The sequence below is a fragment of the Bacillus sp. FSL W8-0640 genome (assembly GCF_038007725.1).
In the GTDB taxonomy this organism is placed as follows: domain Bacteria; phylum Bacillota; class Bacilli; order Bacillales; family Bacillaceae_G; genus Bacillus_A; species Bacillus_A cereus.
The window spans coordinates 4638625-4663514 of sequence record NZ_JBBOXT010000001.1 but is presented as its reverse complement, the minus strand read 5'-3'; the positions used below and the strand labels follow the sequence as shown (position 1 = coordinate 4663514).

The window sequence follows — 24890 nt, the reverse complement described above, 5'->3', positions numbered from 1 at the left end:
ATGGGAGATGGATATATACTTATTAATCGTCACGTTACTTGCGATCACAATTGTTATTTTAGGGGTATCATGGTGGAAATGGCATGCATTTATTAGTTTAACAGTTGCGAGTTTATTTTTAGCCATTATGTCTGGACTGAATGTAACGAAAATAGTGACTGCCTATGAAACTGGTGTTGGTAGTGTACTAGGGCATTTAGTTGGTATTTTAGCTCTCGGAACAATTTTAGGGAAAATGATGTCCGATTCAGGGGCCGGCATGCAAGTGGCAGATTTCTTTATTCGATTTTTCGGTGTAAAGAAACTACCTTGGGCTATGTTATTTGCAGGGTTTGTTATAGGGATTCCCGTATTTTTTGAAGTGGGGATTGTCATTTTATTACCACTCGTTATTTCAATTCGAAAAACGACGAAGCAAAATATATTATTAATTGCGTTACCTGTCATTGCAGGATTATCTATTGTTCACGGGCTCGTACCACCACATCCAGGGGCGATGACAGCAATCGGTATTTATAACGCGAACTTAGGAAAGGTACTTTTATATTCATTAATTATCGCGTTACCAACAGCCATTATCGCAGGCCCAATATTTGCAAAGTGGGTACATAAGAGGGTTATACCTGAAAATGAACCGGAGCTTGTTCGAGTTACGACAGTATCAACTGATTTGCCAAGTCGTAAAGTTTCATTCTTTATTATTTTATTACCAGTTGTATTGATGATTTTATCAGTAGTTGCACCATATATTTCATTACCGAAAAAATTGACTGAATTTTTTGTGTTTATAGGGAGTCCAGTAATCGCCTTACTTATTTCATGTTTCGCAGCATTTTATTTACTTGGTATCAAACAAGGTATTAATAAAAAGATGATTAAAAAATTAACAGATGAAAGTTTATTGCCTGTCGGTTCTATTATTTTAATAATTGGTGCAGGCGGTGGATTTAAACAAATATTAATTGAAAGCGGCGTTGGAACAGCTATTGCACAAATGGCAGAACATATTTCGTTATCACCAATTGTATTAGCTTTCATGGTAGCTGGTTTAATTCGAATTGCAACAGGTTCAGCTACAGTAGCATTAACGACAGCAGCAGGGATTGTTTCACCAGTTATTCAGCACATGTCTGGTGTGAATTTAGAGTTGCTAGTTATTGCAACCGGTGCAGGATCATTAATGTTTTCTCACGTAAATGATGCAGGGTTCTGGCTTGTAAAAGAGTATTTAGGTTTGACGGTGAAGGAAACGTTTAAAACGTGGACGGTACTCGAGACATTGTTATCATTTATTGCATTTGGTTTTGCTCTTTTGTTGAATATGTTTCTTTAGGGAGAAAAGCCCATTTTAATTAATAAAACCCACAGGAGAAATTCAATTTCTCTGTGGGTTTTGCTATTTTTTAATCGTAGTTACTTACAAATATACAGGGCAAGGTGCTTTTTATATCTTTTTTCTATTGTCCTATTATTTAATAGAACGGACATACTGATTTTCTCCATCGTCTTTGACAAAGACTCCTAGCTCATTCAAATCTTTGCGTAAATGCTTCTTTTTTTCGAGTTTCCTTCTCGAAGGGCATTTCGTCTTTCATACAAAATAGTATTTATGCTTTTATTAAATCGCGCATCCTCTAATTTCCATAAGCTATACTCATGTTTATAAGGATCTTGTTCCACCCAGGGGAAGCCGTGCATTAAGAAAGTATCTTTAATTTTGCTTGGGGTAATGTCAGATGTTTCACGTAACCATTCTCGGTCTTCTTGATCAATGATAACCACTTGACGCTTATCTACAAAAACGGCTTTTACATTTGATCTGGTGATTTGTTTCTTTTGATCGTCCTTATTCACGTGAATGCTTTCCGAAGTAATGTTCATTTTTAAAGCTTCACTATAAATAATTAAAGAAAATAAAATTCCTGCAATAACACCAATTAGCATGAGGATAATAGGAAGCCAGAAGGGATTAATAAAATTTAAAAGTTCTATAATTTTTGAATCAGAAAAGAGAGGAATCTTTTTTATAATCTCTATTAATTTAGGTGAAAAATATCCAATAACGCCTAAAAGGATTGGACTTACTATAGCAAGTAACTTTTCTAAAAAACCTAATCCAATGACAGATGCCTTTTTCATGTGTAGTTCATCCTTTCTTATATATATTTTTTAACCAGGGCATGTTTTAAATAGTGAGTTTTTTCACCATTTTTATGAGCTCATCTGAGTAATTTTCTATGGATATAGATGAATTTGCCTTCAACATTCTTTCTTCGATTGCTCCTAAAATAAATGAAGCTAATGTGTCGGTTTGAAAAGAGTTAGAAAACACACCATTTTGTTGTCCAGTCTTCAAAATATCTAATAACATCGTTCTAAGAGCATCATCTTCGTCGTCGTCTTCGATTCTGTAATAAGGAACATTCTCTTCATTTCTTGCATTAAAGACAATCTCAATTAAGGCAATATTATTTTTGTAATGAGTTTCTTGATAAGCCAAATGTGCTTCAATAAAAGCCTCTAGTTTGTTTATTTCAGATTGGGCTAATAGTACTCGATTACTAATAAATTCATGTTGTTTATCAACTAAAAATTGTAATGTCCGATTCATAAGATAAAGCTTATCGTTAAAATGATAAGAAATAAGTCCAGTGCTAATCTTAGCTTTTTTTGCTACCTTCGTTAAGCTCAAGTTGTTATATCCAACCTCTTCTAATGTATCAATACATGCAAGAATAATTTGTTCACGCCTAGCCTCTGCAATAAAAGAATCAGTCATGCTATTCAACTCCTGATTTATATAATTTGAATGTATAATCAAAAAATTGATTGATCGTTCAATTAAATATTAGTAAGAAATTATTAGTATGTCAAATGTTTTATACCTACATCTTGATAAGGCTCATTTTCTGAAACAAGCCCGTTTTTAGGTAAGCCAAGCTTCCTATTCGCCCTGAAAACATAATATAAATGGAATCCCCTCATTTAGAGCAAGGTGAACTTGTTATGAATGATACTAAAGGAGGAATAGGGTAATGAGCGAAAAGTGTGAACACAGACATGATGATTGTAACCGCAGACATGGTTGCGGAGGCGGTTTTGCGCTTCTAATCGTATTGTTTATTTTATTAATTATCATCGGTGCTAGCTGCTTCGGCGGAGGCGGCGGTTGTGGTTATGGCGGTTACGGCGGCTACGGATATGGTGGCTACGGCGGATATTGCTGCTAATTATTAAAAACTATTGAAAATGGCCTTGTGCAATATGCACAAGGCCATTTTATTCATATTTTTATATGCTGTGATAATTTATTAATGTACAGAGAGCGGATTAAGAAGAAGAAAATAATCTCGATAATCCCGAAAAAGGTGAGTACGATACATGTCTCTTTTAGTAATGAGAAAGAAAACATGCTTTGTAAAAACTTAACCGCAAATAACGTGTGAACACCAGCAACGATGTAAGGTACGAAAAATAAAATTCCTAATTGAATCGTTGCAGAGCGAAACATTTCTGATTCAGTTAAGCCAAGCTTTGTAATCGTAATATACTTTTGTCTTTCAGTTGTTAAGTCATTATACATACGGAAGTATAGAACACTAGCCGCACCGATAAAGAAAATAAAGCCGAGAAATGCCCAAATAAAAAATTGAGCAACTGCATTTCCTTTACCGTAAATAAGTTCATCCGTAGCCGTATGTATGAAGAAAGGAACTTGAGCGTTCTCTTCAGTATGCTTTTCGTAGAACTCACGTGCATCACCACTAATAACACGTAACATATTTTTTGTTGGAACGATTGCATTTTCCCAGTTTTCTACGAAATAGTTATAGATTACAGTTGTTTCAATATGAGGAATCATATTATCAAATACATAATCTTGTACGACAGCTAAATGAGGGAATGCAAATGATGGTTCGATTCCCTTATTAATAAACCCTTTAATATGAAATTCTTTTTTATTAGATCCAAGTGTAATCGTATTTTGCTTTGCAAATGGATTAGATACGAGATCGAGAAGTTCTGGTGAGTGGCGAGAAATAATATACACTTCTGTAGAATCAATTGTTATTTCCGGTCTTTTCAATTGTTTAGCAATTGCGTTATAATCACTCATCTTCATAAGCATAATATCTTCTTTGGAAGCTGTATCTTTTAATACTGTAAACTTATATTTTTTGTAAAGAAAATTATTAGTTGTAAGCTCCGTTTCAATTGTAGAAATATGCTTTTGTTCAAGGGAATTGTCACCTTCTGATGTATACGTGAAGGGAACGGGATATCGCTCTAATACTGATGCCTTCGTATTGTTATTAGCGGCGAATAATCCAATAATAATCGTAAATGCAAGTGCAGATAGCATAGAAACAATAAAGAGTACATTAATATTACTGCGTGTACGAGAAACTAAATCTGAAATCCATAACATATTTATTTGTTTCAAATAAAACTTTCTGCGCTTCTTTAAAATATAGATGAAAAGAAGGAATGTTTGTGAAAAGAATAAATATGTCCCGACTATTACGAGCGGTAAAATAGATAACATAATAAAAAAGACAGATCCATTTTGCACATTTTTTTCCGTTACGTAGCCTCGCGGATAACCAGCGATATAATAGCATAGCCCTAAACAAATTAAAGCGAATAAAGAGATGAGTATAGATGGTCTTTTTTCAGCTGGCATTTTCTTGTTCCCTTTAATGAGGTGGGCTGTCTTTCGAGTACGAATAAACATTGGTGTAAATGTAGAAACGATTAAAAATAAAATGATAAACGTTACGGTTGTAACGATAATCGCTTCTGTTGGCCAATATAAATAGAGACCTTTCGCACTTGTTAATTTCGAAGTGACTAATAAGAAAAAGTTAGAAAATACAAGTCCACCTTGAATGCCGATAAAGATAGATAATATCCCAATTATCATGTTTTCGGTAAATAACAATCTTTTTAATTGTCTCTGTGAGATACCAAGAATAGTGAGTATCCCGAATTGCTGTTTCCGTACATTTAAAAATGTTCCAATTGAATATAAGAGAAAGAAGAACGAGAACATAACAATCACAAGCTGTGCTGTACTAGCTAAGTTCATTAGAGGATCACGTTCTTGGAAACTTTGTACACTTTGTAACCGCGGGTGATACGCGTATACAGTAAATGAAAAGAAAACCATGATAGAAAACGCACTACTTACAAAGTAGGCGAAATATGCTTTCGAATTACGTGAGACATTTTTAAATGCGAATTGCCAAAATGTCATCCACGTCTTCCTCCTAATAATGCTAAAACATCTAATATTTCTTGATAAAATTTCTCGCGATATAATCCGCGGTGCAGTTCATTGTAAAGTTCGCCATCTTTAATAAAAATAACACGGTTACAATAACTTGCTGCAAACGGATCGTGCGTAACCATTAAAATCGTTGCATCTTCTTCTTTATTTAATTTCGTAAATAACTCCATTACGTCAATTGCCGCTTTTGAATCTAAGTTTCCTGTCGGTTCGTCGGCTAGTAGAAGTGAAGGATGATGAATAACAGCACGTGCTACTGCGGTACGCTGTGCTTGTCCTCCAGAAACTTCAAAAATACGCTTGTCCAAAATATGATCAATTCCAAGCTTTTTTGAAATGTTATCAAGCTTTTCATCCATTTCTTTTAATGGAACATTATCTAATGTTAAAGGTAGTACGATATTTTCACCGATTGTCAGTGTATCTAGTAAGTTAAAGTTTTGGAAAACAAATCCTAACTCTTGTCTTCGGAAAATAGCTAACTTCTCTCTACGAAATGTGTGCGGTTTTTTCCGTTAATCACGACATCACCAGAAGTCGGAGAATCGATTGTAGAGATAACGTTTAAAAATGTAGATTTTCCGCTACCAGATGGTCCCATAATGGCAACGAATTCCCCTTTATCCACGTGTAAATTTATATTTTTTAAAGCAGTATGAGGGACTTTCCCCTCATATACTTTTGAGACGTTTTTTATGTGTAATACTTCTTCCATAGTAATCACCTTTCTACTTTTTAAAACTTAATGTGTTGTGATAATTTTTGCATATAAAAGGAACGAATTAAAAGGAAAAATAAAATTTCAACTGTTCCAAAAATCAACAGTACGACTGTAATTTCAGCGAAGAACGAGAGATGTAATATTTCTTGTAGCATCTTTGTCGCAAACATTGTATGGATTGATGCCATAATGTAAGGTACGAAGAAAAGAATCGCAAGCTGAATTGTCGCTGAACGTTTCATTTCAGTCTCAGTTAAGCCGATTTTCGTAATCGTTATATATTTTTCTTGCTCATTTGTTAAATCTGTATACATCCGGAAGTAAAGAACACTGCCAGCACCGATAAAGAAAATAACTCCTAGGAAAGTACCAATTAAGAAGAACGAAGCGACATTTAGTTTTGTCTTATATAGAGAATCGCTCGCTTCACTTGCATGGAAAGGTGGATGCTCTGCTTGAATTGCTGCATTATCGTTATGGATTTTTGTTATAAACGATGAACCGATATTATGTGCTTTTTCCCAATCTGTAACTTTGAAGTTATATACACTCATTTGTTTGGAAACTGTGGATAAGGCTTCTACATTTTCATCAGATAGTATGAGTAATTGGTATATTAAGCTGTTTGGGAATGGGCTATAACTTTTATATTCTTTCACTTGTAGTTGTAAATTGTTTTGAGTAAGTGTAAGAGTATTTTTCTGTTCTTTATTGTGAAGTGTTCCAATAACTTGATCATCTAAGTCTTTCATAAGAATATAAGATTCATTCTTATTTACCGTGAGTTTTTCCCAATTTAACGCTTTAGCAAGTACATTATAGTCACTTTGTTTAATGGCATAATAGAGCTGCGTGTTATCTTCAGCTGAAGATACTTCATATATATCTGTTTTAAATTTTGTATAAGTAAAGTGCTCTTCATTAAATTTCTGCTCTAACCAGTTTAAATGTTCATCAGCTAACGTATTTTCAGTATGCGATAAATAAGTAAACGGGAAAGGATTTTGTCTAATCGCATCAAACTTTGTAAATTTCCCGAAGCCATATAAGAATGTAATCATTGTAAAAGCGAGCGTCGATAACATCGCCACAATAAAGAGCATATTAATATTCGTCCGAATACGTGATGCTAGATCAGAAATCCAAAGCATATTAATTCGTTTCATATAAAACGTTCTTCGCATTTTTAAAATACGAATAAGTAAAAAACTAATTTGTGAAAAGAAAAAGTATGTTCCAGCTGCAATAAGCGATGGGATGACAAATATACTAGAGACGGCATATAAAAGTCCAATTATGTCACCTAGCGACATAAAATACAGCGGATTTGCGGCTAACGCATATCCACATATTAAACAGATCGCACCAAATAGAGAGATGAGCACGGATGCTTTTCTTTCTTTTTGTTGTTTTCCTTCTTTTAAAAGACGTACGGCTTTTCTCGTGCGAATGAGCATCGGTGTAAAAGATGATACGAGAATGAAGAGGCCGAGAAAGATGATGATAGTTAAAACGATAGCACTTGTAGGCGGATATAAATATAAACCAGGTACGTGTGTAATTTTGGCGGTAACTAACAAAAAGAACTGTGAAAAGACAAGTCCAAGTTGAATGCCAAAAAATATAGAAAGAGCACCAATTAACATATTTTCTATAAATATGAGTCGCTTTAATTGTTTTTGAGATATGCCAAGCACTGTTAAAATCCCGAACTGTTTTTTTCGTACTTTTAAAAACGTCCCGATTGAATACAGTAAAAAGAAAAATGAAAAGAACACAATGACAACTTCTGAAATTGTCATTAATATGTTCAGAGAAAAATTCACGTCTGTCATATGCAATTTAGGATGAAATAAATAAACTGCAAATGAGAAAAAGATTGCGATGGAGAACGCACTGCTTACAAAATAGGCGAAATAAGCTCTGGCGTTTCTTGTGACGTTTTTAAATGCAAACTGCCAAAATGTCATTCACCTAAACCTCCTAATAGGGTGAAGATGAAAAGAGTATGAGAGATACTCTTTTCATCAAGTTTGTTTTAAATATTTTGTCCACTCGTGTAATGTGATAATTTTTGCATATAAAGTGAACGAATGAATAAGAAAAATACGATTTCAACGAATCCAAAAATAATAAGAACGGCTGAAACTTCTTTGAACAGAGATAAACCAATTACATCTTGTAGCATTTTTGTTGCGAACATTGTATGAATGGATGCCATAATGTACGGAATGAAAAATAAAATACTAAGTTGAATGGTTGCAGATCGTTTCATCTCTGTATCTGTTACACCGATTTTAGAAATCGTTATATATTTCTCTTGTTCGTTCGTCAAATCCGTATACATTCTAAAGTAAAGAACGCTACCAGCTCCAATGAAGAAAATAACTCCTAAAAATGTCCCGATTAGGAAGTACGCGGCACTACCTGATGTTATTTTGTATAACGATCCTGCTGATTCAAAGGAACGAATAAGAGGCCCTTCATACTGGTATTTATTTCGATCTTTTTGTACCTTTTCTATAAAATTATCAGCAATTTCATATGTCTGTTCCCAATTTTGAATTTTGTAATTGTATGCTGATATATGTTTTACGGTGTTAGGTAAGTTATTTACGATAACATCAGGCAACACTATCGTTTGATATGAAAAGTCAGATGGGATTGCGTTTACATGCTCATAGCCTTTAACTCTTAATTTCGTATTTGTACTAGAGAGTGTAATGTAATCTCTATTGTAGCTTTGCTCAAATTCGTTGAATATGGTGATATAAGATGTCCCTGTTAACACATATGCTTCGTTATCATCCATAAATAGTTGTTTCATTCGTAAAGAATTCGCAAGTTTGTTATAGTCACTTTGCTTAATTGCGTATACGTCATTATAAATAGCTATATCTTTATCTTCTTTTAGTGGTGTTTCATATATATCAGCTTTTATTTTTTGATAAGGGAAGTGCTCTTTTTGTAATTGTTGCTCAAGCCAATTTAAATGCTCTGTAACAAAAGGGTTCGCATCATAAGAGAAATAAGAAATTGGGAAAGGGGAAGTTCTATTCACCTCTAGCTTAATGAATTTCCCGAATCCATATAGGAACGTGATCATTGTGAAAGCAATTGTAGAGAGCATCGCTACAATAAAAAGCATATTAATATTCGTCCGAATACGGTTTGCTAAATCTGAAATCCAAAGCATATTAATCCGTTTCATATAAAATCTTCTTCTTTTCTTTAAAATATAAATCAGTAAGAAACTAATTTGAGAAAAGAAAAAATACGTTCCTATTGTAACTAGCATTGGAATAACGAAAATACTCGAAACCATATATATAACACCGATTTGCGGGCTTACTGATACGAAATATTTAGGATTTCCAGCTAACGTATAACCACCAAATAAACAAATCGCACCAAATAATGAAACAAGTATGGATGGTTTTCTTTCTTTTTGTTTTCCACCATTTGTTTTTAAAAGGTGTACCGCTTTTTTTGTACGAATAAGCATTGGTGTGAATGCAGATACAATGATAAAAAGACTAAGGAAAACAATGGTTGTTAAAATAAACGCGTTAGTAGGACCGTATAAATATATTCCTGGAACATGCGTAAGTTTGGCTGTTACTAATAAGAAAAATTGAGAAAAAACAACTCCAAACTGCATGCCGAAAAAGATAGATAAAATCCCGATTAACATATTCTCCATAAAAACAAGACGATGTAATTGTTTTCTCGATATTCCTAAAATGGTCAAAACACCAAATTGTTTTTTTCTAACTTTTAAAAAAGTACCAATGGAATATAGTAAAAAGAAGAAAGAGAAAAATACAATTACTACTTCTGAAAATATCATTAATCCTGAAATTTCAGAGGTCATGTCAAAGTTTTGTAATTTCGGATGGAATAAGTAAACAGCAAATGAAAAGAAAACAGCAATCGAAAAGGAACTGCTTACAAAATAAGCAAAATAAGCTCTGGAATTACGTGTTACATTTTTAAAGGCAAACTGCCAAAATGTCATAATACATACCTCCCGCTAGAAGGAAAATATGTAGTTGTATTGCAAAAAATGTATGAGAGTGTGTTCTCATACATTTTGCTTGCATATGTTACGATCATGCTTCGGTCACCTTCTCCGTATGTTCTGCTTGATTATTTGCAGCGTTGTGGAAGATGATTTTAATCGTCGTTCCTTTACCAACTTCAGAATCTAGTTTGACAGAGTGACCTAAATAATCACAAATTTTACTTACAATATAAAGCCCCATACCAGTAGATTCTCCGAATGCGCGACCGTTTTTCCCAGTGTAAAATGGTTCAAATACTCTTCGAATATCTTCTTGCGGAATACCAACACCTTCATCGCGAACTTCTAAAATAATATCTTTTCCGTTTCGGTAAGCAGATAAGAATACTTTCTTTCCGCGTTCCCCAGAGTAACGAACAGCATTTGTCATTAACTGATAGATGATAAATTTTAGCCATTTCGCATCAGAAGCAACTTTTAAATCAGAATGGACTTCTAAAACAGGGAAGACACCATTACGAATGAATAGTTCTTTTAATCCGTTAATATTTTTTGTTACCGTATCTTTTAATGAAATCGTCTCAACATGGAAATCTTCATGGAAGTTATTTAACCTAGCCATGTATAAAGCCATATCAAGCCCTTGGTTTAGACGCTCTAATTCTTTTTTAAACTTTGGAATTAAATGCTCGTCTTCCATTTCTAGCACCATAAGCTGCATAACAGAAACAGGTGTCTTCATTTGATGTACCCAGTGGTTAATAAATAATTGATGTTCTTGTTGTTTTACTTCATACGATTGTAGTTCTTTTTGGAAGAGGCGGTACTGCGTACGCACGAGTTCATTGACACCGTGAGGCATCGGAGCAGTTGCTCTTTCAATAAACGCATCTTCCATTTTTTCTGGTTGCTCGCTTAATCTATGGTACATTCTACGATTGCGAACGTAACGGTAAGCGAGGAAACAAATAAATAAATATAAACTTAAAACGACGAAGTAAAATTTATTGTTTTGAAATCCATCTACTGCATCATAAAGAACGAAAATGATACCAAAGTTTAAAACGTACAGTAGGAAAAATGCAAAATGATCACGTAAAAATAGCTTCATGCTTATTCACTCCAAGTTGCGTTAAAGCGATATCCAAGTCCACGTACTGTTTCAATAGAGTTCTCAATACCAAGCTCATTAAACTTTTTACGAAGACGCGTAATGTTTACGTTTAATGTATTTTCTTCAACGAAGCTTTCGTCATCCCAAAGTGCAGCTAATAAATCTTCACGGCTTGCTGTACGAGGGAATTTAGATAATAACATTTCAGCTAAAATAGCTTCTTTTTTCGTTAAAAGAACTTGTTCAGATCCGAAGTGAATTTCAGGACGTTCTGGGAATAGTTTTAAACCTTCTACTTCAACGATACGTTCAGAAATATTTGGTGCATAATCACCGTAAATACGGCGTAATTGTCCTTTAATTTTTGCCATTACAACGTCGTAGTGGAATGGTTTTGTAATGTAATCATCCGCACCGCTTTCAATTGCCATAATTTGTTCCATCTCACCAGCACGCGCTGAAATGAAAATAATTGGACAAGTAGATTCATGACGAATTTGACGGCACCAGTAGAAACCATCGAATTTCGGTAAGTTTACATCAAGTAAAACAAGATGTGGTTTCACAGCGTTAAACGATTCCATAATATCATCGAAATTCTCTGCAACAACAGCTTCATAACCGTACTTCTGAATGTGAGATTGCAGTAATGATGAAATATTTGGATCGTCTTCAACGATTAAAATTTTATACATATGTATATTCCTCCTCAGAAAAACAATTGTAGCTATAGTGTATCATGTGTTTCAAGTCTTTTCATTATGTTGAAAGATAAGCTAGTAAACAGTATAGGATAAAAGTGAGAAAAGTAAAAAGGGCCTCGTATATAATTGACAATCAACTGAAATCATTTTAACATTTAGATAAGTATCTAAATGTCTAATTATCGAAAGGAAGAAAGACATTGAATCAAGCATTCAAAGCATTAGCAGATCCAACAAGGCGAAAAATTTTAGACTTATTAAAAGAAGGTGATCTAACCGCTGGTGAGATAGCTGAACATTTCAATATGACAAAACCAAGTATTTCACACCACTTAAACGCACTTAAAAATGCTGAACTTATTCAAGATGAAAAGAAAGGGCAATTCGTTGTGTACTCTTTAAACACAACGGTCTTTCAAGATTTGTTGACTTGGGTGTTTACATTTACGAATAAGGGGGAAGAGGGGAAATGAGAAAGCATATATTTCCGTTACTATTAATAGCTTTAACGATTATTGCATGGTGCATCGCGTGGCCGCATTTACCGGGAGAGGTTCCGAGTCATTGGAATGTGTCTGGTGAGGTAGATGGGCGTATGTCAAAAATGGGCATGATGATTTTGGATGTTGCAGTTATGGTTTTTATATATGCTTTATTGACTTTATTGCCTAAGATAGATCCTAAGCATGAGAATTATGAGGAATTTTCTAAAGGGTATAATGTAATAAATTATAGCGTATTATTCCTATTATTTTTAGTAAGTATCATTGGAATTGGAGCTGGATTAGGTTATGACATTCCAATGAATAGTACACCATATATTCTTGTTGGTCTTTTATTTATAATCATCGGTAACTATTTACCACAATGTAAACCAAATTACTTTGTAGGTATAAAAACACCGTGGACATTAAGTAACGAGGAAGTATGGAGAAAGACACACCGTTTTAGTGGGAAGGTGTTTGTTGTATTAGGAGTTATTATGATTTTAAGTATTTTTGCTCCGGCAGCGTGGAAAGGTTTCCTAATCATTGGCATTATTACCGGTGCAGTAGGATTAACAATGGGATATTCATATATTGCTTATAAAAAAGAAATAGGGGCTTAATAAAAAATTATGGGGGAGAGAGGATGAAAAGACACGTATTACCATGGAGTTTAATTATTGGCATTGTAATTGGATGGTATATTGTATGGCCACATTTACCAGAACAAATTCCACGTCATTATAATGCGGCAGGAGTAGTAGATGGATATTTTTCTAAAGTAGAAGCAAGTTCTGTTTCAATAGGTAGCATGATGTTGCTGTATTTGATATGGCTAGCTCTTGGGTATATTGACGTAACGAAAGATAAGTATAAACAGCATGCTAAAGTCCTTTCCGCAATCCGTTATGCTATTCTTTTGATAGGATTCGGCTGTAACTTATTTGCGCTATTAGCAGCGTCTAATTATATTGCATCGGGCTCAATTGCATTTAATTTTGGACTTGGAACATTGTTTCTTGTACTAGGTAATTACATGCAACAAACGAAGCCAAACGGGTTAGTAGGCATTCGAATGGACTGGACATTAGAAAATCCTGTAGTTTGGAGGAAAACACATAGATTTGCTTCGAGGGTATTTGTAATAGGTTCACTTTGTATATATGCCGGGGCTTTGCTTCCAGATCCATTTAATATTTTTATAGGGATTGGAATCATATTAATATGCATTATCGTATCAACAATAAAGTCATATAGTATTTATAAAGAAGAGTTGAAAATGTAAATAAAGCTGCTTTTCCTTTTAGGGAAGAGCAGCTTTGTTTTTAGGTTATTCGAATTACTATATTTAATAAGTTATATTCAAATTTTTAATTAACCAAGGCTTTATCAATGACAGAACTGTTATAGGTTGCATAGCTTTAGTGTGATCCATATCATTTCCTCTTAAGATTTCTATATCCCATCCAAGATGTTCTAACTTTTGTTTGTTTTTTTGAAGTATACCAATAATATCAACTACTACATTGCCAAAATTTTCACCGTAAACAATAGTGTCTTTTTCCCCAGAAAACGCTAATCTCGGAATGATTAGTTTATGTTGGATGTCTTGATCATCAAACTCCATCAAATTCTCGTACATTGTAACAAACTGTTTAGTTTGACTCATGTCGATCTTTATCTGTATGTTATCCCAATCAATTTTTTCAGGATTAATATGTGCTTGATCAATAACAGGAGAATTGTGATTATTCACAGCTTGCTCATATGTTTTATTTGTTACTACCATCATTTCTTTATATGGACCATCTATTGGTGGAAACCCGCCCATGATTATACTGTCTAATCTATCCGTTCGAATGGCTAATTGTAACCCAGCTAAAGCTAACCAAGAGTAACCATAATAACTAAACTTATTAATATTCATTTCGTCAGCAATTGTTAATAGGTCTTTTACTATATTTTCAGGTGTGAGATTCTCTGGATTTGGATGTTGCAAACGATGGCCTTCGTAGTCAAAATATAAAATCTGAAACTTATCTATGAGTCCATCAATAAAATGTTTTCCAAATTCAGGATCTACTCCCCACAACTTCAAAGTTTCAGCATCTTGCCCATATACAGATTCTTTAGCAACTGGGAGCATGATTGTTCTAAATTTTGGATTTCCAACCAAACCAACCTTTAATACTGATTCGTCCGTAAGTTTTATGATTTTCTCCATTTCTATCACTCCTAAATTGTTTATACTAAAATCATATAACATTCATGCAATCTTCCGGATTTATGACTTTTTTCTCGTATATATAAGGATTTTATTTGAAATATGTTAATGTAGCACTTTAAGGTTTTACTTTAAAAAGGAGTTAATAAATGGAGACATATAGCCCTAAACAAATTGCAAATGTCTTAAATGTTAGTACAACAACTTTGAGAAGATATGAAGAACAAAATCTCATTCCTGTTGTGCCAAGAACGGAAAGTAATCACCGGTTTTATACATCGATACACTTTCAAGCATTTATTACCATTAGAGCATTATTAAAAGGATATGATATACCTATTGTTTATAAAGTTATGAGGATGATTAAAAACGTAAAGTTTGAAGAAGCACTTTGGTTAATTAATGAACAGCAATTCAATGTTCAGGTGGAGAAAAAACGAGTAGAAGAAATACTAAACATGATTCAAAATGCTGATTTTACTAAATATAAAAATGTAGAGTTAAATGAACGCATGAGCATTGGAGAGGCTGCAAACATAGCAGGCGTAAATACTTCGGCTATCCGTCATTGGGAACATGAAGGGTTAGTCCACTCAGAAAGAAATAAAGAAAACGGTTATAGAATGTTTCCAATATCTGAACTGCGTAAAATACTGGTTATAAGCAGTTTGAGAAAAACCGTGTATTATATAGAAAATATGAAAAGCTTGCTAGATGATTTAGAAACATTACACTATGGAAAAATTGAACGTTCCTTTCAGTTGGCTTTAGAAAACTTGAACAATCAACTATTACTCCAATTTAAAGGAATCGAAGAACTGATGAAATATATACACTTTTACGAGTAAGCAAATATGTAAAAAGAGCTAGGCACAATGCTTAGCTCTTTTCCTTTTGTTATCACTTCTTCAAAACCGGTATCCAAATTTCACTTTTAAAGTTTGGAGAAGATATATCTTTCTGTTTATTCCACAATATCTCCGGTCCTTCCGCTAGTTCATAGTTCGAAGAAGGGAACCATTCAGAGTAAATACGTCCCCATACATTTTGTAATGCATCAGGAAATGGACCGACAGCTTCGAATATAGCCCATGTTGAAGCAGTAACTTCAAGTTGTTTAAACTGCTCTGGACAATCCTTTGTTGTGGCTACTCCAATGTAGTGATCGAGTTCGCCTTTTTCCTCCATTCTTCCTTCAGAAAAGTTAGTAGAAGCACTAATGATTCCAGTAGGTTCAATGTTTGAAAGGGACTTTAATGTTTGAATAGAATCTGGGTTTAAACTTTTCCACATAGAAGCAATTTCTTCATTTACACCGTTAAAAACGATTGGTACTCGTTTTGTAATACCTATAATTCGAAATGGCTCTTTTTCTTCAATTCGATAGTTCATTTCATTTCCTCCTTGAATGGATAATTGGAAGGTCATTGGTGAATAAGCCTTCAAAGAATGGCTACTATTTCGGGCCTCTGAAGGTGTTATACCGTGCAAGTTTTGAAATGCACGGGCGAATGAATCTGGTGAGTTGTAGCCATATTTTATAGCGACATCAATGACTTTTGCATCGCTATTTTTTAGTTCAAAGGCAGCGAGAGTAAGACGTCTACAGCGAATATAATCAGATAGTGATATACCTGCTAAAAACGAAAACATTCTTTTAAAGTGATACTCAGAACAGAGAGCTAGCCTCGCAACTTCTTTAAAATCAATTTCATTCGTAAGGTTATCTTCAATATAGCGCATTGCAGTATTCATATTTTTAAGTGAATCCATATTATGACCTCCTCTGTACATAGAATAGCAGGAACGAAATAGCTCCATCCGACATTTCGTGCACAACTTTGTAGGGGACATTTTTAACCTTACAAAATTGTAATGTTCCTGTAAGGAGAATGAATGGATGGTATGATATCCCAATGTTATAGTAACAAAGTACTTTTGTTCAGTAGGTTAAATTTTTATATCTTTACTTATGCGTCTTACATAACTGTCATGTTTGTGTAAGAAACATCGATAGTGGCAAGAGTAGAGAGTGTATATAGTTGAAAATAGAGAATAGAAGAAATGAGGGATGTCGAGATGAAAACAGTGTTAGAAGCAAAAAATATTGAAAAAGTGTACGACACGGGTGGGAATAAATTTGCAGCGTTAAAAGGTATTAACTTACAAGTAAAAGAAGGTGAGTTCGTTGGAATTATGGGACCTTCTGGTTCTGGTAAGACGACTTTACTAAATGTTCTTTCTACAATTGATAATGCGACGAACGGTGAAATTTTAATTGATGGAAAAGATATTGTAAAGATGAATGATGATAAGTTAGCGTTATTCCGCCGTGATCATTTAGGTTTCATTTTCCAAGATTATAACTTATTAGATACGTTAACGGTGAAAGAGAATATCGCTTTACCACTTGCGTTATCAAAGGTGAAAGCGAGTGAGATTGATCGCCGCGTTCTTGAAATCTCAAAGAAATTCGGTATTGATCATATTTTAAGTCAGTTCCCATATCAAGTATCTGGTGGACAGAAGCAGCGCTGTGCAGCATCGCGTGCAATTGTTACGAATCCAAGTATGATTTTCGGAGACGAGCCAACTGGAGCACTTGATTCTAAATCTGCAACAGATTTACTTGAAAGTATGAAGTCGTTAAATGAATATGATAACTCAACAATTTTAATGGTAACGCACGATGCATTTGCAGCAAGTTATTGTAAACGAGTTATTTTCATTAAAGATGGTGAACTATATAAAGAATTACACCGCGGTGAATCGACGCGTAAACAGTTCTTCCAAAAAATTGTTGACGTAATGTCTTCTATTTCTGGAGGTATGGCTGATGACCTTATCTAGCATTGCCCTCCGCAACATACAGCGGAACTTTAAAGACTACTTTGTATATTTTGCATCTATGATTTTTAGTATCGTTATTTATTTTACATTTAAAGCACTGCAATATAATTCACAAATGGAAAAAGCAGCAGAAGCTTCAAAAAAATTAGCGGAGCGTTCCAAGTTTCAAGTGTGATGCTTATCATCTTCGTAGCAGTGTTTATTATATATTCGAACGGATTCTTTACACGTAAACGTAAAAAAGAAGTTGGACTCTATTCCTTATTAGGTATTCGTAAAAGACAAATTGGTAAAATGCTCTTTTATGAAAATATGTTAATGGGATTAATGTCATTAGTAATTGGGATTGCGATCGGTAGTGTCCTTTCAAAATTATTCCTTGAGTTATTAGTAAATATGATGGGATTAAATTTAAACGTTCATTTTGAAGTACCGGTGGCTGCCATTATTGATACAGCAATTATTTTCTTTGTGATTATTTTATATACATCACTTCAAGGATATCGTTTAATTTATCGCTTTAAGTTAATTGAACTTTTCCGTGCAGAACGTGAAGGAGAAGCAATGCCAAAAGGATCTGTCATTATGGCATTAATTTCAGTTTTCTTAATCGGTTCAGGTTATTTTTTAGCATTAATGTACATGAAAGCAGTTATGTATGCAGACTTTATGGTCGTTGCATTATATATTTTATTAGCGACAGTAGCAGGGACTTATTTACTGTTCATGTTCTTCACAGTATTTGTATTGAAACGTGCAAGAAATAATAAGTCAGCATTTTATAATGGTATGAATATGGTAACGACATCACAGTTACTATATCGTATTAAAGGAAATGCGAAATCACTGGCGACAATCGCTATTTTAAGTGCGGTAACATTAACAGCGGTTGGTACGTCAGTTACGATGTATTACAACACATTTACGCAATCAAAAGTTGCTGCGCCGTATAGTTATTCCTATGAGAAAAAAGATGCAGCATTAGATAAAAAAGTAAATGAAATACTTGCTGGAGAGAAGAATAATCACCCAGTCACATATGAATCAGAAGTTGAAATGATTCCTGTGAAGGGAACATTTAAAGGTGAAAGAGCTGATCAAGTTCTGAACACACACTATAATGTTACGAATCAGTACCAGCTTATTTCTCAATCAAGCTTTAATACACTTGTGAAACATTTAGATGTAGAACCTGTAAATTTAAGTGCGAATGAAGCTTTCGTATATGATAGCTTATATATTGAGAAACTTGATTTTGGTCCTCTTTATACAGGAAATACAGCTGTATTCCCTGTTGGAAACGAGTCAAAAGAATTAAAAATTAAAGGTGTAAATAATAGAAGCCTTACAAATTTAAATGAACTATTTGTAATCGTTCCTGATAAAACATATGAGCAAGTGAAACAAGTAAACGAAACGCGTACTGTAAAAAATATTGATGTAAAAGGTGAGCGAAATAGTAAAGAGTTAACAGCAAAATTAGCAAGCATTATGCCGGCTGGAGAATCAGAAGTTTTAAAACCATTTAACGATTTCTATACAGGATTCCAAATGGGGCTTGAAACAACAGGCTTAATGATGTTTATTGGGTTATTCTTAGGATTAGTATTCCTATTAGCAACAGGCTCAATCATTTACTTTAAACAATTAACAGAAGCAAGTGCTGACCGTGATCGCTACGTTGTTCTTCATAAAATTGGTGTAACGAAGCAAGAGATGAAGAGAGCTATCGCAAAACAAGTGAGCTTTATCTTTGCTATTCCGTTAGTAATTGGTATTTTACACAGCCTATTTGCACTAAAAGGTTTATCAAATATATTACCATTTGAAATTATGATTCCGCTTCTAATTAGTATCGGAGTATACGGCGCGATTTATATTGGATATTACTTCTTAACGGTTCGTTCTTATTATAAGATCGTGAGTGCGAAGTAATAAGGGACAGCTATCGCTAGAGGCGATAGCTGTTTTTTTATTCTTCATAAAATCTTAAGAAATCTCCTCAATTTTTGTTAAGAAATAATAGTTATACTTAGAAACAAGTTAAAAACTATTGAACGAATGAGGAGAGGTTTATATGCAACTCATAACATTCTTACATGAATTTATTAAACATCCGAAACATACTGGTGCAATTGCGCCAAGTTCAAAAATATTAGCAAAGAAAATGGTAGATGTAATTGATTTTAATAAAGCGAAATGCATTGTAGAGTTAGGTCCTGGTACAGGAGTCTTTACGAAAGAAATTATGAAGAGAAAGAAGAAGGAAACAATATTTCTTCTTATTGAAATTAATGAAGTGTTTTGCAAGGAACTAAAGAGAAAATTTAAAGATGAGCAGAACGTCATTGTTGTACACGGTTCAGCCGAAAATATAAAAAAGTATATAGAAGATCTCAATATAGAATGCGTGGATTACGTTTTATCGGGATTACCTTTTACCTCTTTACCAGAAGAAGTTTCAAAGCGTATTTTAAACAATGTAATGGAAGGGATACATGAGAATGGTGAATTTATTACATTTCAATATTCACTTGTGAAAAAAGGATTTATACAGCACTTCTTTCCTGAAATTACGCTAGAGAAAGTGTGGCTCAATTTCCCACCAGCGTATGTCTTTAGCTGTAAAAAAGAGCTAAGGAGAGCATATGCATAATGGAATTACATGAATTATTATCTTATATTGAACAATACGGTTATTGGGCATTATTTTTCTGTTTATGGTTAGGTATTATTGGTATGCCAATTCCAGACGAAATGATCGTAATGAGTGGTGGCTTTGTATCTTCACTAGGGATATTAAGTGTCATTCCTGCATTTTTATTAACATATTTAGGTGTTGTATCTGGGCTTTCTTTAGGTTATATATTAGGGAAAATATTTGGTACGAAAGTACTTGATAAGCTAATGAAAAAGAAAAAGGCGAAATATCTTTTGAAATCTCAACAAATGGTAGAGAAGTATGGTCATTATGCGTTAGTCACAAGTTACTTCATACCAGTTGTAAGACATATCGTACCGTATTTAGTTGGAATGAATAACATGTCATTTAAGACGTATGCTTTGTATTCTTATATGACAGGATTTGTTTGGACACTCGTTTACTTTGTGCTCGGTGCTTTATTTGGACAACATATTGAAAGTATTGTAGCGATCGCGATAGAATATGGTGTGTATTTTGGCGTGATTGTTTTTATAGTTACAGGTATTCTTTATTTATATAGAAAAAAAGAATCACACTGATGAGTAAATAGAAGTAAAGAAAGTTTCTTCCAGTATGAAGGACAAGATAGGATTATAAGTATAAAATTATCTTTATTTAATGGTAAAATATAGGTAAGTAGTTAAGGGAGGAAGAGCGTTGTGCTACTCATTTTTAGCCTTATCTTAATTGGAATTATGTGCAGTATGAAAATAGTATCCTTACACATGATAGAACGACAAAAGGTAGAGGAACGATATGTATATTGTCCAAAATGTGATACGAAAATTAGAAGAGGAAATTCAGCTCCTTTTTGTTCGAAATGTAATTTAATATTTTAAAAATAAAAAGTCCGAAATCACTTTATATAGTTTCGGACTTTTTATTCTTAAGTAAACATTAATCCACCTAGTTCTCTTTCGTTTGTTTATTAGCTAAAATGGATTATGAATAACAATAGTATGTAAACGAAAATAAATATAAATGTACACATGGAGTGTTATATTTGGAGATTTTAATCATAGTAGGATGCCTAAACTGTATGGATGTTAACCTTTTTAGAGAAAGATATCCCAGCTAATTTAGTTTGGAAGATTGAAAGAATAGATTGAAAATAGATGAGAAGTGGAGTGCATATGATGGAGACACAAATCGTTATTGGAGTACCTGGTTTATGGAAAGATAGAACAGAATTAATACAAGAAGTTGTGAGTAAAAGTAACTATATATTAGCGGGAAATGTTATGCACCATAAGGAGAAAGAGATTGGCTTTGAAATCGATATATATGAACAAGGGATTGAGTATACGAATATTATTGAAGGATATCCCATTATTATGAAGTCTTTCATAGAGATGGATTGAGAAGTTTTGAGGGTTTTATTACCTGATGACAGGGGGATTCTTCCTACTAGGCCAGAGTGTGATGAATGTTATAAGACTCAATTGGATAGTATTGAGGAAATTTGATAAAAAATAGCTTGAAACCATTCAAGCTATTTTTGAATTATTACATATGCTGTAAAGTAGGTTTTCGATTTGTAGTAATATCTGCTACTGAATAACGTTTCGTTTTATTAGTGCCAGTTAGCCCATTTCGTATTTAGCATATTTTTTCTTCTTCTGAAATTATATTGTCTTTATACCAGGGTAAATGTTTACAGGTGAAATTATCAGCTACCCTTACAGCATTATAAAAACCGTTACTAATAAATTTTTTATTGTAAACAGCAAAAGTTGTATCAATTCCAGCGTTGAAAACTTTAGGGTTATTGTATTTAGTTATAGGAAAAAGCCAATACTGCATTTCCCATTCTGTTACTGTACATTTTTCATTTGACATGAGCTCTCTGTTGAAATTAGAAGTAGGTATAATGTCTAAAGCAAGGCCGGCTTTAAAGAGTGAAAGCTCGATTGTTAACTGCTTTAAATACTCTAAAAAGTTATCTGGCATTTTTTCATTAAAAGATAAATCAGGATCAGTTACAGCAAAAAAATCTGGAAGTAAATCGAAAATATAAGGAACGGCAAAAAAACGTGGTCCATAGTTGGCATTATTTTTCACTAAATTATATTTAGTTGATATTTGCTCATAAAAAGCAAGCAAAGCGGGAGCGGTTGAATTATTGTCCCAAATCCATATATCTTCACTTTTTATCTTTTTGTTTTCTAATTGTTTTAACATATTTTTCACATAAGTAAGGTTATTGAAGGCTATTACTATTATAGGAATGTTTGAATTATATTTTAAGTTTTCTATATTAGAGAGACTTAGTTCGTTCTTACATTCGAACACGATTTATAACACCTCCGAGCAAAAATAAAACACACTGCATTAGAAGCAACAATATTCCAATATATGCGTAAGTAAGAGAAATGGAATCGGTGTACGGCCTATATATGATGGAAGTAGGAAAAGCATTTTTGTTAAGATAGATTGAGTATACGAATAGTAATGAAAGAGGAATTTTTCTAGCTACATGAGAGCACGGTAAACGTTAGATAATATTAATGAAAAGGTGATACATGTGCAAAAAGAGATTTTAAGGTTATTAGATAAAAAGCAAAGTAACTATGAATTTCCTGCCTTTGATAATGAATATATGGATATTTCACAAGTGAAATTCTCTCTTTTCTTTAAAGATGCTAAGGATTGGCTAATGGTGTTTCAAATTGTGGGTGTAGGTTCATTAGGTGTATGTAATGATATTCAAGTATATGGCGATAGAATTACTCATTCAATGGGTGATGATTGCATTTTACAATTAAATAATGGCGATTATGAGTTGTTTGATGATGAAGGTGAATTTATACCGAATATTTATAACGGCAGTTTAAAAATTCGCGAGCATCATTTTGAATATGAATTTACAGAAGAGGATTATATAAATAATGGAATAGAAGTACAAACGACAGAGCATTATCCAACATACTTTATGCGTATGCTTGCTACTAATGAGGAAGCTCAAAAATTATTGTGGTGGGATAAAGGAGAAATTTTAGAAGAGTTCGGTTTAGAAGGCGACTGGGAAGTAGCGTATGAAACGGAAGAATGGAAACATGTTGAAGACGAAAAAGTAAGTGAAAATGAATTCTTCCAATCAGTAGCCGCTGCAATAGAGAAGAAAGATCCAAGTGTTATTGTGAATGAAAATGCTAATACGCATTGGAGAAATTGGGTAGAGTTTGATTGTGACTGAAAAGGATAGGAGAAAGAATGACAAATGAAAAGAAGAAGAAAATCCGGAGAAAAAGTACAAATGCATCGTTTTGCACTACCTCTATGCTACGGAAGTGAAGCACCATATTATTATTACGAGGTAGCGCCCCATGAAAGAGAGGAACGCTTCCATTTAACATCAGATCTTTGTGTAATGGATGGTGAACATTATTTTATTAGAGGATGTTTAGAGATTCCTATAATTGACTACCACGAAAATTTCATATGGACTGTGTGGGTATCACTTAGTAAAGAAAGTTATGATGAAGTATTAGAAAAGTGGGATGAGAGAGGCCGAGAAAATAGTGATCCTTATTTTGGTTGGTTATCTGTAGAAATACCAGTTTATCCAGAAACATTAAATTTAAAAACAAATGTACATATAAGAGAAGTTGGAATGGCACCGTATGTTGAATTAGAGCCAACCGAGCATCCTTTAGCGATCGAACAAAGAAATGGAATTACTTTAGAGAGAGTTAAAGAAATAGAGGAAATGATCCAACAATATAACTAGATTAGAAGAGAAAAAACGAGTGCTAGCACTCGTTTTTTTATTACACAACCGCAGGATTATAAATCATCGTAAAGTGTCCTGGTAATAATTCAATGTGACAAGGTGTATGAAGCGAGCTTTCTCCATCTGTATCTACTTCTTTTTCTTCTTTCGTTTCAATATGAATGGATTTCGCTTTTACGTGGAAGATGTCATTTTCATTTGAGTCTTCAAATAGTTTCTTTCCGATGTAATCTTTAAATGCTTGAATACCTGTTGATTTGACTACGAAAATATCAAGTGTTCCGTCATCACATTTTACGTTCGGAATAAAGGATGGAATACCACCAAGATATTCACCATTTCCAACCATGACAAGGACAGCTTCGTCTTCATATACTTGTCCGTCATAAGTAATTTTTACCGGGAATGTTTCAGCATTCTTTACAGTTCGAATTGTGCTTAAATAGTAACCGATTTTACCAAGCTTTGCTTTTTCTTCTGCATCGATATTGTTTGATACTTCAGATACGAGACCAATTCCCCAGAAGTTTAAGAAATGTTGTTCATTTGCTTTTGCAACGTCAACTGGTTTTATGTGTTCTTTTGTAATAAGTTTTGCCGCTTCTGCAATGTTTTGCGGAACACCAAGTGTGCGAGAGAAGTCGTTGCAAGTTCCGCCTGGAATGATTGCAAGTGTAGGTCTAGTTTCGAGAGGTGCTAAGCCATTTGTGCATTCAAATACTGTTCCATCACCACCAAAGACGATAATTAAATCTACTTTACTAGCAAACTCTTGGCAATATTTTGTTGCATCACCTTGTTTTTTCGTATGAAGGATATGTAGATCAGGAAAAGCTGCGGCAAGAGGTGGTACGATTTTCGTTAAATTTGTATGTAAGTCACCTTGACCAGCTTTCGGATTTACGATGAGGAGTACTTTTTCAAATTTTGTCTTTGTCATATTTCATCTCTCCCTGTAGTTTGTAATGGAAAGAAAGGAGCTGTTCCCATGTATTTTAGAACAGCTTCTCCCTATTAATTGGGTGCTAAGATTGTCAGTTA

General features: G+C 33.7%; 22 protein-coding genes and 4 pseudogenes. 14 read left to right on the top strand and 12 right to left on the bottom strand.

Translation table 11 applies throughout. The annotated features are described in order from the left end of the window. Positions 1-7 precede the first annotated feature (7 nt). Entirely contained in the window at positions 8-1333 is a 1326-nt protein-coding gene (gntP, locus tag N2V80_RS24165; protein ID WP_000356201.1) for a gluconate permease GntP, read from the top strand. Positions 1334-1468: 135 nt separating this feature from the next. Here the strand turns inward: gntP and N2V80_RS24160 are convergent. Continuing rightward, positions 1469-2139: pseudogene (locus N2V80_RS24160) on the bottom strand (YqeB family protein). 46 nt (positions 2140-2185) lie between these two features. Continuing rightward, entirely contained in the window at positions 2186-2779 is a 594-nt protein-coding gene (locus tag N2V80_RS24155; RefSeq protein ID WP_000132250.1) for a TetR/AcrR family transcriptional regulator, read from the bottom strand. A 256-nt stretch (positions 2780-3035) separates the two neighbouring features. Here N2V80_RS24155 and N2V80_RS24150 point away from each other — a divergent pair, with 256 nt between their 5' ends. Further along, entirely contained in the window at positions 3036-3230 is a 195-nt protein-coding gene (locus N2V80_RS24150) for a YjcZ family sporulation protein (RefSeq protein ID WP_001290395.1), read from the top strand. Between the two features lie 53 nt (positions 3231-3283). Here the strand turns inward: N2V80_RS24150 and N2V80_RS24145 are convergent, their stop codons facing one another. The 6 genes and pseudogenes from N2V80_RS24145 to N2V80_RS24120 all read right to left on the bottom strand — a co-directional run bounded on the left by N2V80_RS24145 (position 3284) and on the right by N2V80_RS24120 (position 11844). Continuing rightward, positions 3284-5257 (bottom strand): FtsX-like permease family protein, encoded by a 1974-nt coding sequence (locus tag N2V80_RS24145; protein ID WP_000144954.1) that lies wholly within the window; start codon positions 5255-5257, stop codon positions 3284-3286. Then, a pseudogene (locus N2V80_RS24140) lies at positions 5254-6005 on the bottom strand (ABC transporter ATP-binding protein). The gene N2V80_RS24145 and the pseudogene N2V80_RS24140 overlap by 4 nt, the downstream one beginning before the upstream one ends. A 20-nt stretch (positions 6006-6025) precedes the next feature. After that, positions 6026-7981 carry an FtsX-like permease family protein gene (locus N2V80_RS24135; RefSeq protein ID WP_061654859.1) on the bottom strand — a complete coding sequence of 652 codons (1956 nt, stop codon included), beginning with the start codon at positions 7979-7981 and terminating at the stop codon, positions 6026-6028. 68 nt (positions 7982-8049) lie between these two features. Further along, the gene (locus N2V80_RS24130; RefSeq protein WP_061654858.1) at positions 8050-10029 is read right to left on the bottom strand and encodes an ABC transporter permease; all 1980 of its coding nucleotides are present in this window, start codon (positions 10027-10029) and stop codon (positions 8050-8052) included. Between the two features lie 94 nt (positions 10030-10123). Continuing rightward, entirely contained in the window at positions 10124-11146 is a 1023-nt protein-coding gene (locus N2V80_RS24125; RefSeq protein WP_000765341.1) for a sensor histidine kinase, read from the bottom strand. Positions 11147-11148: 2 nt separating this feature from the next. Continuing rightward, a complete protein-coding gene (locus N2V80_RS24120; protein WP_000276738.1) occupies positions 11149-11844 on the bottom strand; it encodes a response regulator transcription factor in 696 nt (231 codons plus the stop codon). A gap of 209 nt (positions 11845-12053) precedes the next feature. On the opposite strand from N2V80_RS24120, the gene N2V80_RS24115 reads away from it, so the two are divergent. Genes N2V80_RS24115 through N2V80_RS24105 form a run of 3 tightly spaced genes read left to right on the top strand, consistent with a single transcriptional unit; the run spans position 12054 to position 13623 of the window. Further along, a complete protein-coding gene (locus N2V80_RS24115; RefSeq protein ID WP_001070526.1) occupies positions 12054-12326 on the top strand; it encodes an autorepressor SdpR family transcription factor in 273 nt (90 codons plus the stop codon). Beyond that, on the top strand, positions 12323-12961 hold the full coding sequence (locus N2V80_RS24110) for an SdpI family protein (protein ID WP_061654857.1): 639 nt from the start codon (positions 12323-12325) through the stop codon (positions 12959-12961). The genes N2V80_RS24115 and N2V80_RS24110 overlap by 4 nt, the downstream gene beginning before the upstream one ends. A 23-nt stretch (positions 12962-12984) precedes the next feature. After that, positions 12985-13623: an SdpI family protein gene (locus N2V80_RS24105; protein ID WP_000820678.1), complete on the top strand. Its 639-nt coding sequence runs from the start codon at positions 12985-12987 to the stop codon at positions 13621-13623. Positions 13624-13686: 63 nt separating this feature from the next. Here N2V80_RS24105 and N2V80_RS24100 read toward each other — a convergent pair whose 3' ends face one another. After that, a complete protein-coding gene (locus N2V80_RS24100; protein ID WP_000411236.1) occupies positions 13687-14562 on the bottom strand; it encodes an alpha/beta fold hydrolase in 876 nt (291 codons plus the stop codon). A 149-nt stretch (positions 14563-14711) separates the two neighbouring features. Between N2V80_RS24100 and N2V80_RS24095 the strand changes: the two genes are divergently transcribed. Then, a complete protein-coding gene (locus N2V80_RS24095; protein WP_061654856.1) occupies positions 14712-15410 on the top strand; it encodes a MerR family DNA-binding transcriptional regulator in 699 nt (232 codons plus the stop codon). Positions 15411-15462: 52 nt separating this feature from the next. Here the strand turns inward: N2V80_RS24095 and N2V80_RS24090 are convergent, their stop codons facing one another. After that, the gene (locus N2V80_RS24090) at positions 15463-16335 is read right to left on the bottom strand and encodes an AraC family transcriptional regulator (RefSeq protein ID WP_000377728.1); all 873 of its coding nucleotides are present in this window, start codon (positions 16333-16335) and stop codon (positions 15463-15465) included. Between the two features lie 306 nt (positions 16336-16641). Here N2V80_RS24090 and N2V80_RS24085 point away from each other — a divergent pair, with 306 nt between their 5' ends. The 6 genes and pseudogenes from N2V80_RS24085 (at position 16642) to N2V80_RS24060 (ending at position 21477) form a co-directional block, all read left to right on the top strand. Further along, positions 16642-17412, top strand: a complete 771-nt coding sequence (locus tag N2V80_RS24085; protein ID WP_000859655.1) for an ABC transporter ATP-binding protein — start codon at positions 16642-16644, stop codon at positions 17410-17412. Then, a pseudogene (locus N2V80_RS24080) lies at positions 17399-19347 on the top strand (ABC transporter permease). The gene N2V80_RS24085 and the pseudogene N2V80_RS24080 overlap by 14 nt, the downstream one beginning before the upstream one ends. 142 nt (positions 19348-19489) lie before the next feature. Beyond that, positions 19490-20068 (top strand): class I SAM-dependent methyltransferase, encoded by a 579-nt coding sequence (locus N2V80_RS24075; RefSeq protein ID WP_001176053.1) that lies wholly within the window; start codon positions 19490-19492, stop codon positions 20066-20068. Beyond that, positions 20068-20655 (top strand): DedA family protein, encoded by a 588-nt coding sequence (locus N2V80_RS24070; RefSeq protein WP_087967180.1) that lies wholly within the window; start codon positions 20068-20070, stop codon positions 20653-20655. Before N2V80_RS24075 ends, N2V80_RS24070 begins: the two co-directional genes overlap by 1 nt. 120 nt (positions 20656-20775) lie before the next feature. Beyond that, on the top strand, positions 20776-20955 hold the full coding sequence (locus tag N2V80_RS24065) for a hypothetical protein (protein ID WP_001986677.1): 180 nt from the start codon (positions 20776-20778) through the stop codon (positions 20953-20955). Between the two features lie 294 nt (positions 20956-21249). Continuing rightward, positions 21250-21477, top strand: a complete 228-nt coding sequence (locus N2V80_RS24060) for a hypothetical protein (protein ID WP_061654853.1) — start codon at positions 21250-21252, stop codon at positions 21475-21477. A 212-nt stretch (positions 21478-21689) separates the two neighbouring features. Here the strand turns inward: N2V80_RS24060 and N2V80_RS24055 are convergent. Continuing rightward, a pseudogene (locus N2V80_RS24055) lies at positions 21690-22408 on the bottom strand (hypothetical protein). A gap of 232 nt (positions 22409-22640) precedes the next feature. Between N2V80_RS24055 and N2V80_RS24050 the strand changes: the two are divergent. Both N2V80_RS24050 and N2V80_RS24045 read left to right on the top strand, forming a co-directional pair. Further along, the gene (locus N2V80_RS24050; protein WP_001168352.1) at positions 22641-23312 is read left to right on the top strand and encodes a DUF7003 family protein; all 672 of its coding nucleotides are present in this window, start codon (positions 22641-22643) and stop codon (positions 23310-23312) included. 24 nt (positions 23313-23336) lie between these two features. Then, on the top strand, positions 23337-23846 hold the full coding sequence (locus N2V80_RS24045; protein ID WP_000830212.1) for a DUF2199 domain-containing protein: 510 nt from the start codon (positions 23337-23339) through the stop codon (positions 23844-23846). A gap of 40 nt (positions 23847-23886) precedes the next feature. On the opposite strand, the gene N2V80_RS24040 is transcribed toward N2V80_RS24045, so the two are convergent. Further along, positions 23887-24789, bottom strand: a complete 903-nt coding sequence (locus N2V80_RS24040) for a diacylglycerol/lipid kinase family protein (protein WP_000167895.1) — start codon at positions 24787-24789, stop codon at positions 23887-23889. Positions 24790-24890 lie beyond the last annotated feature (101 nt).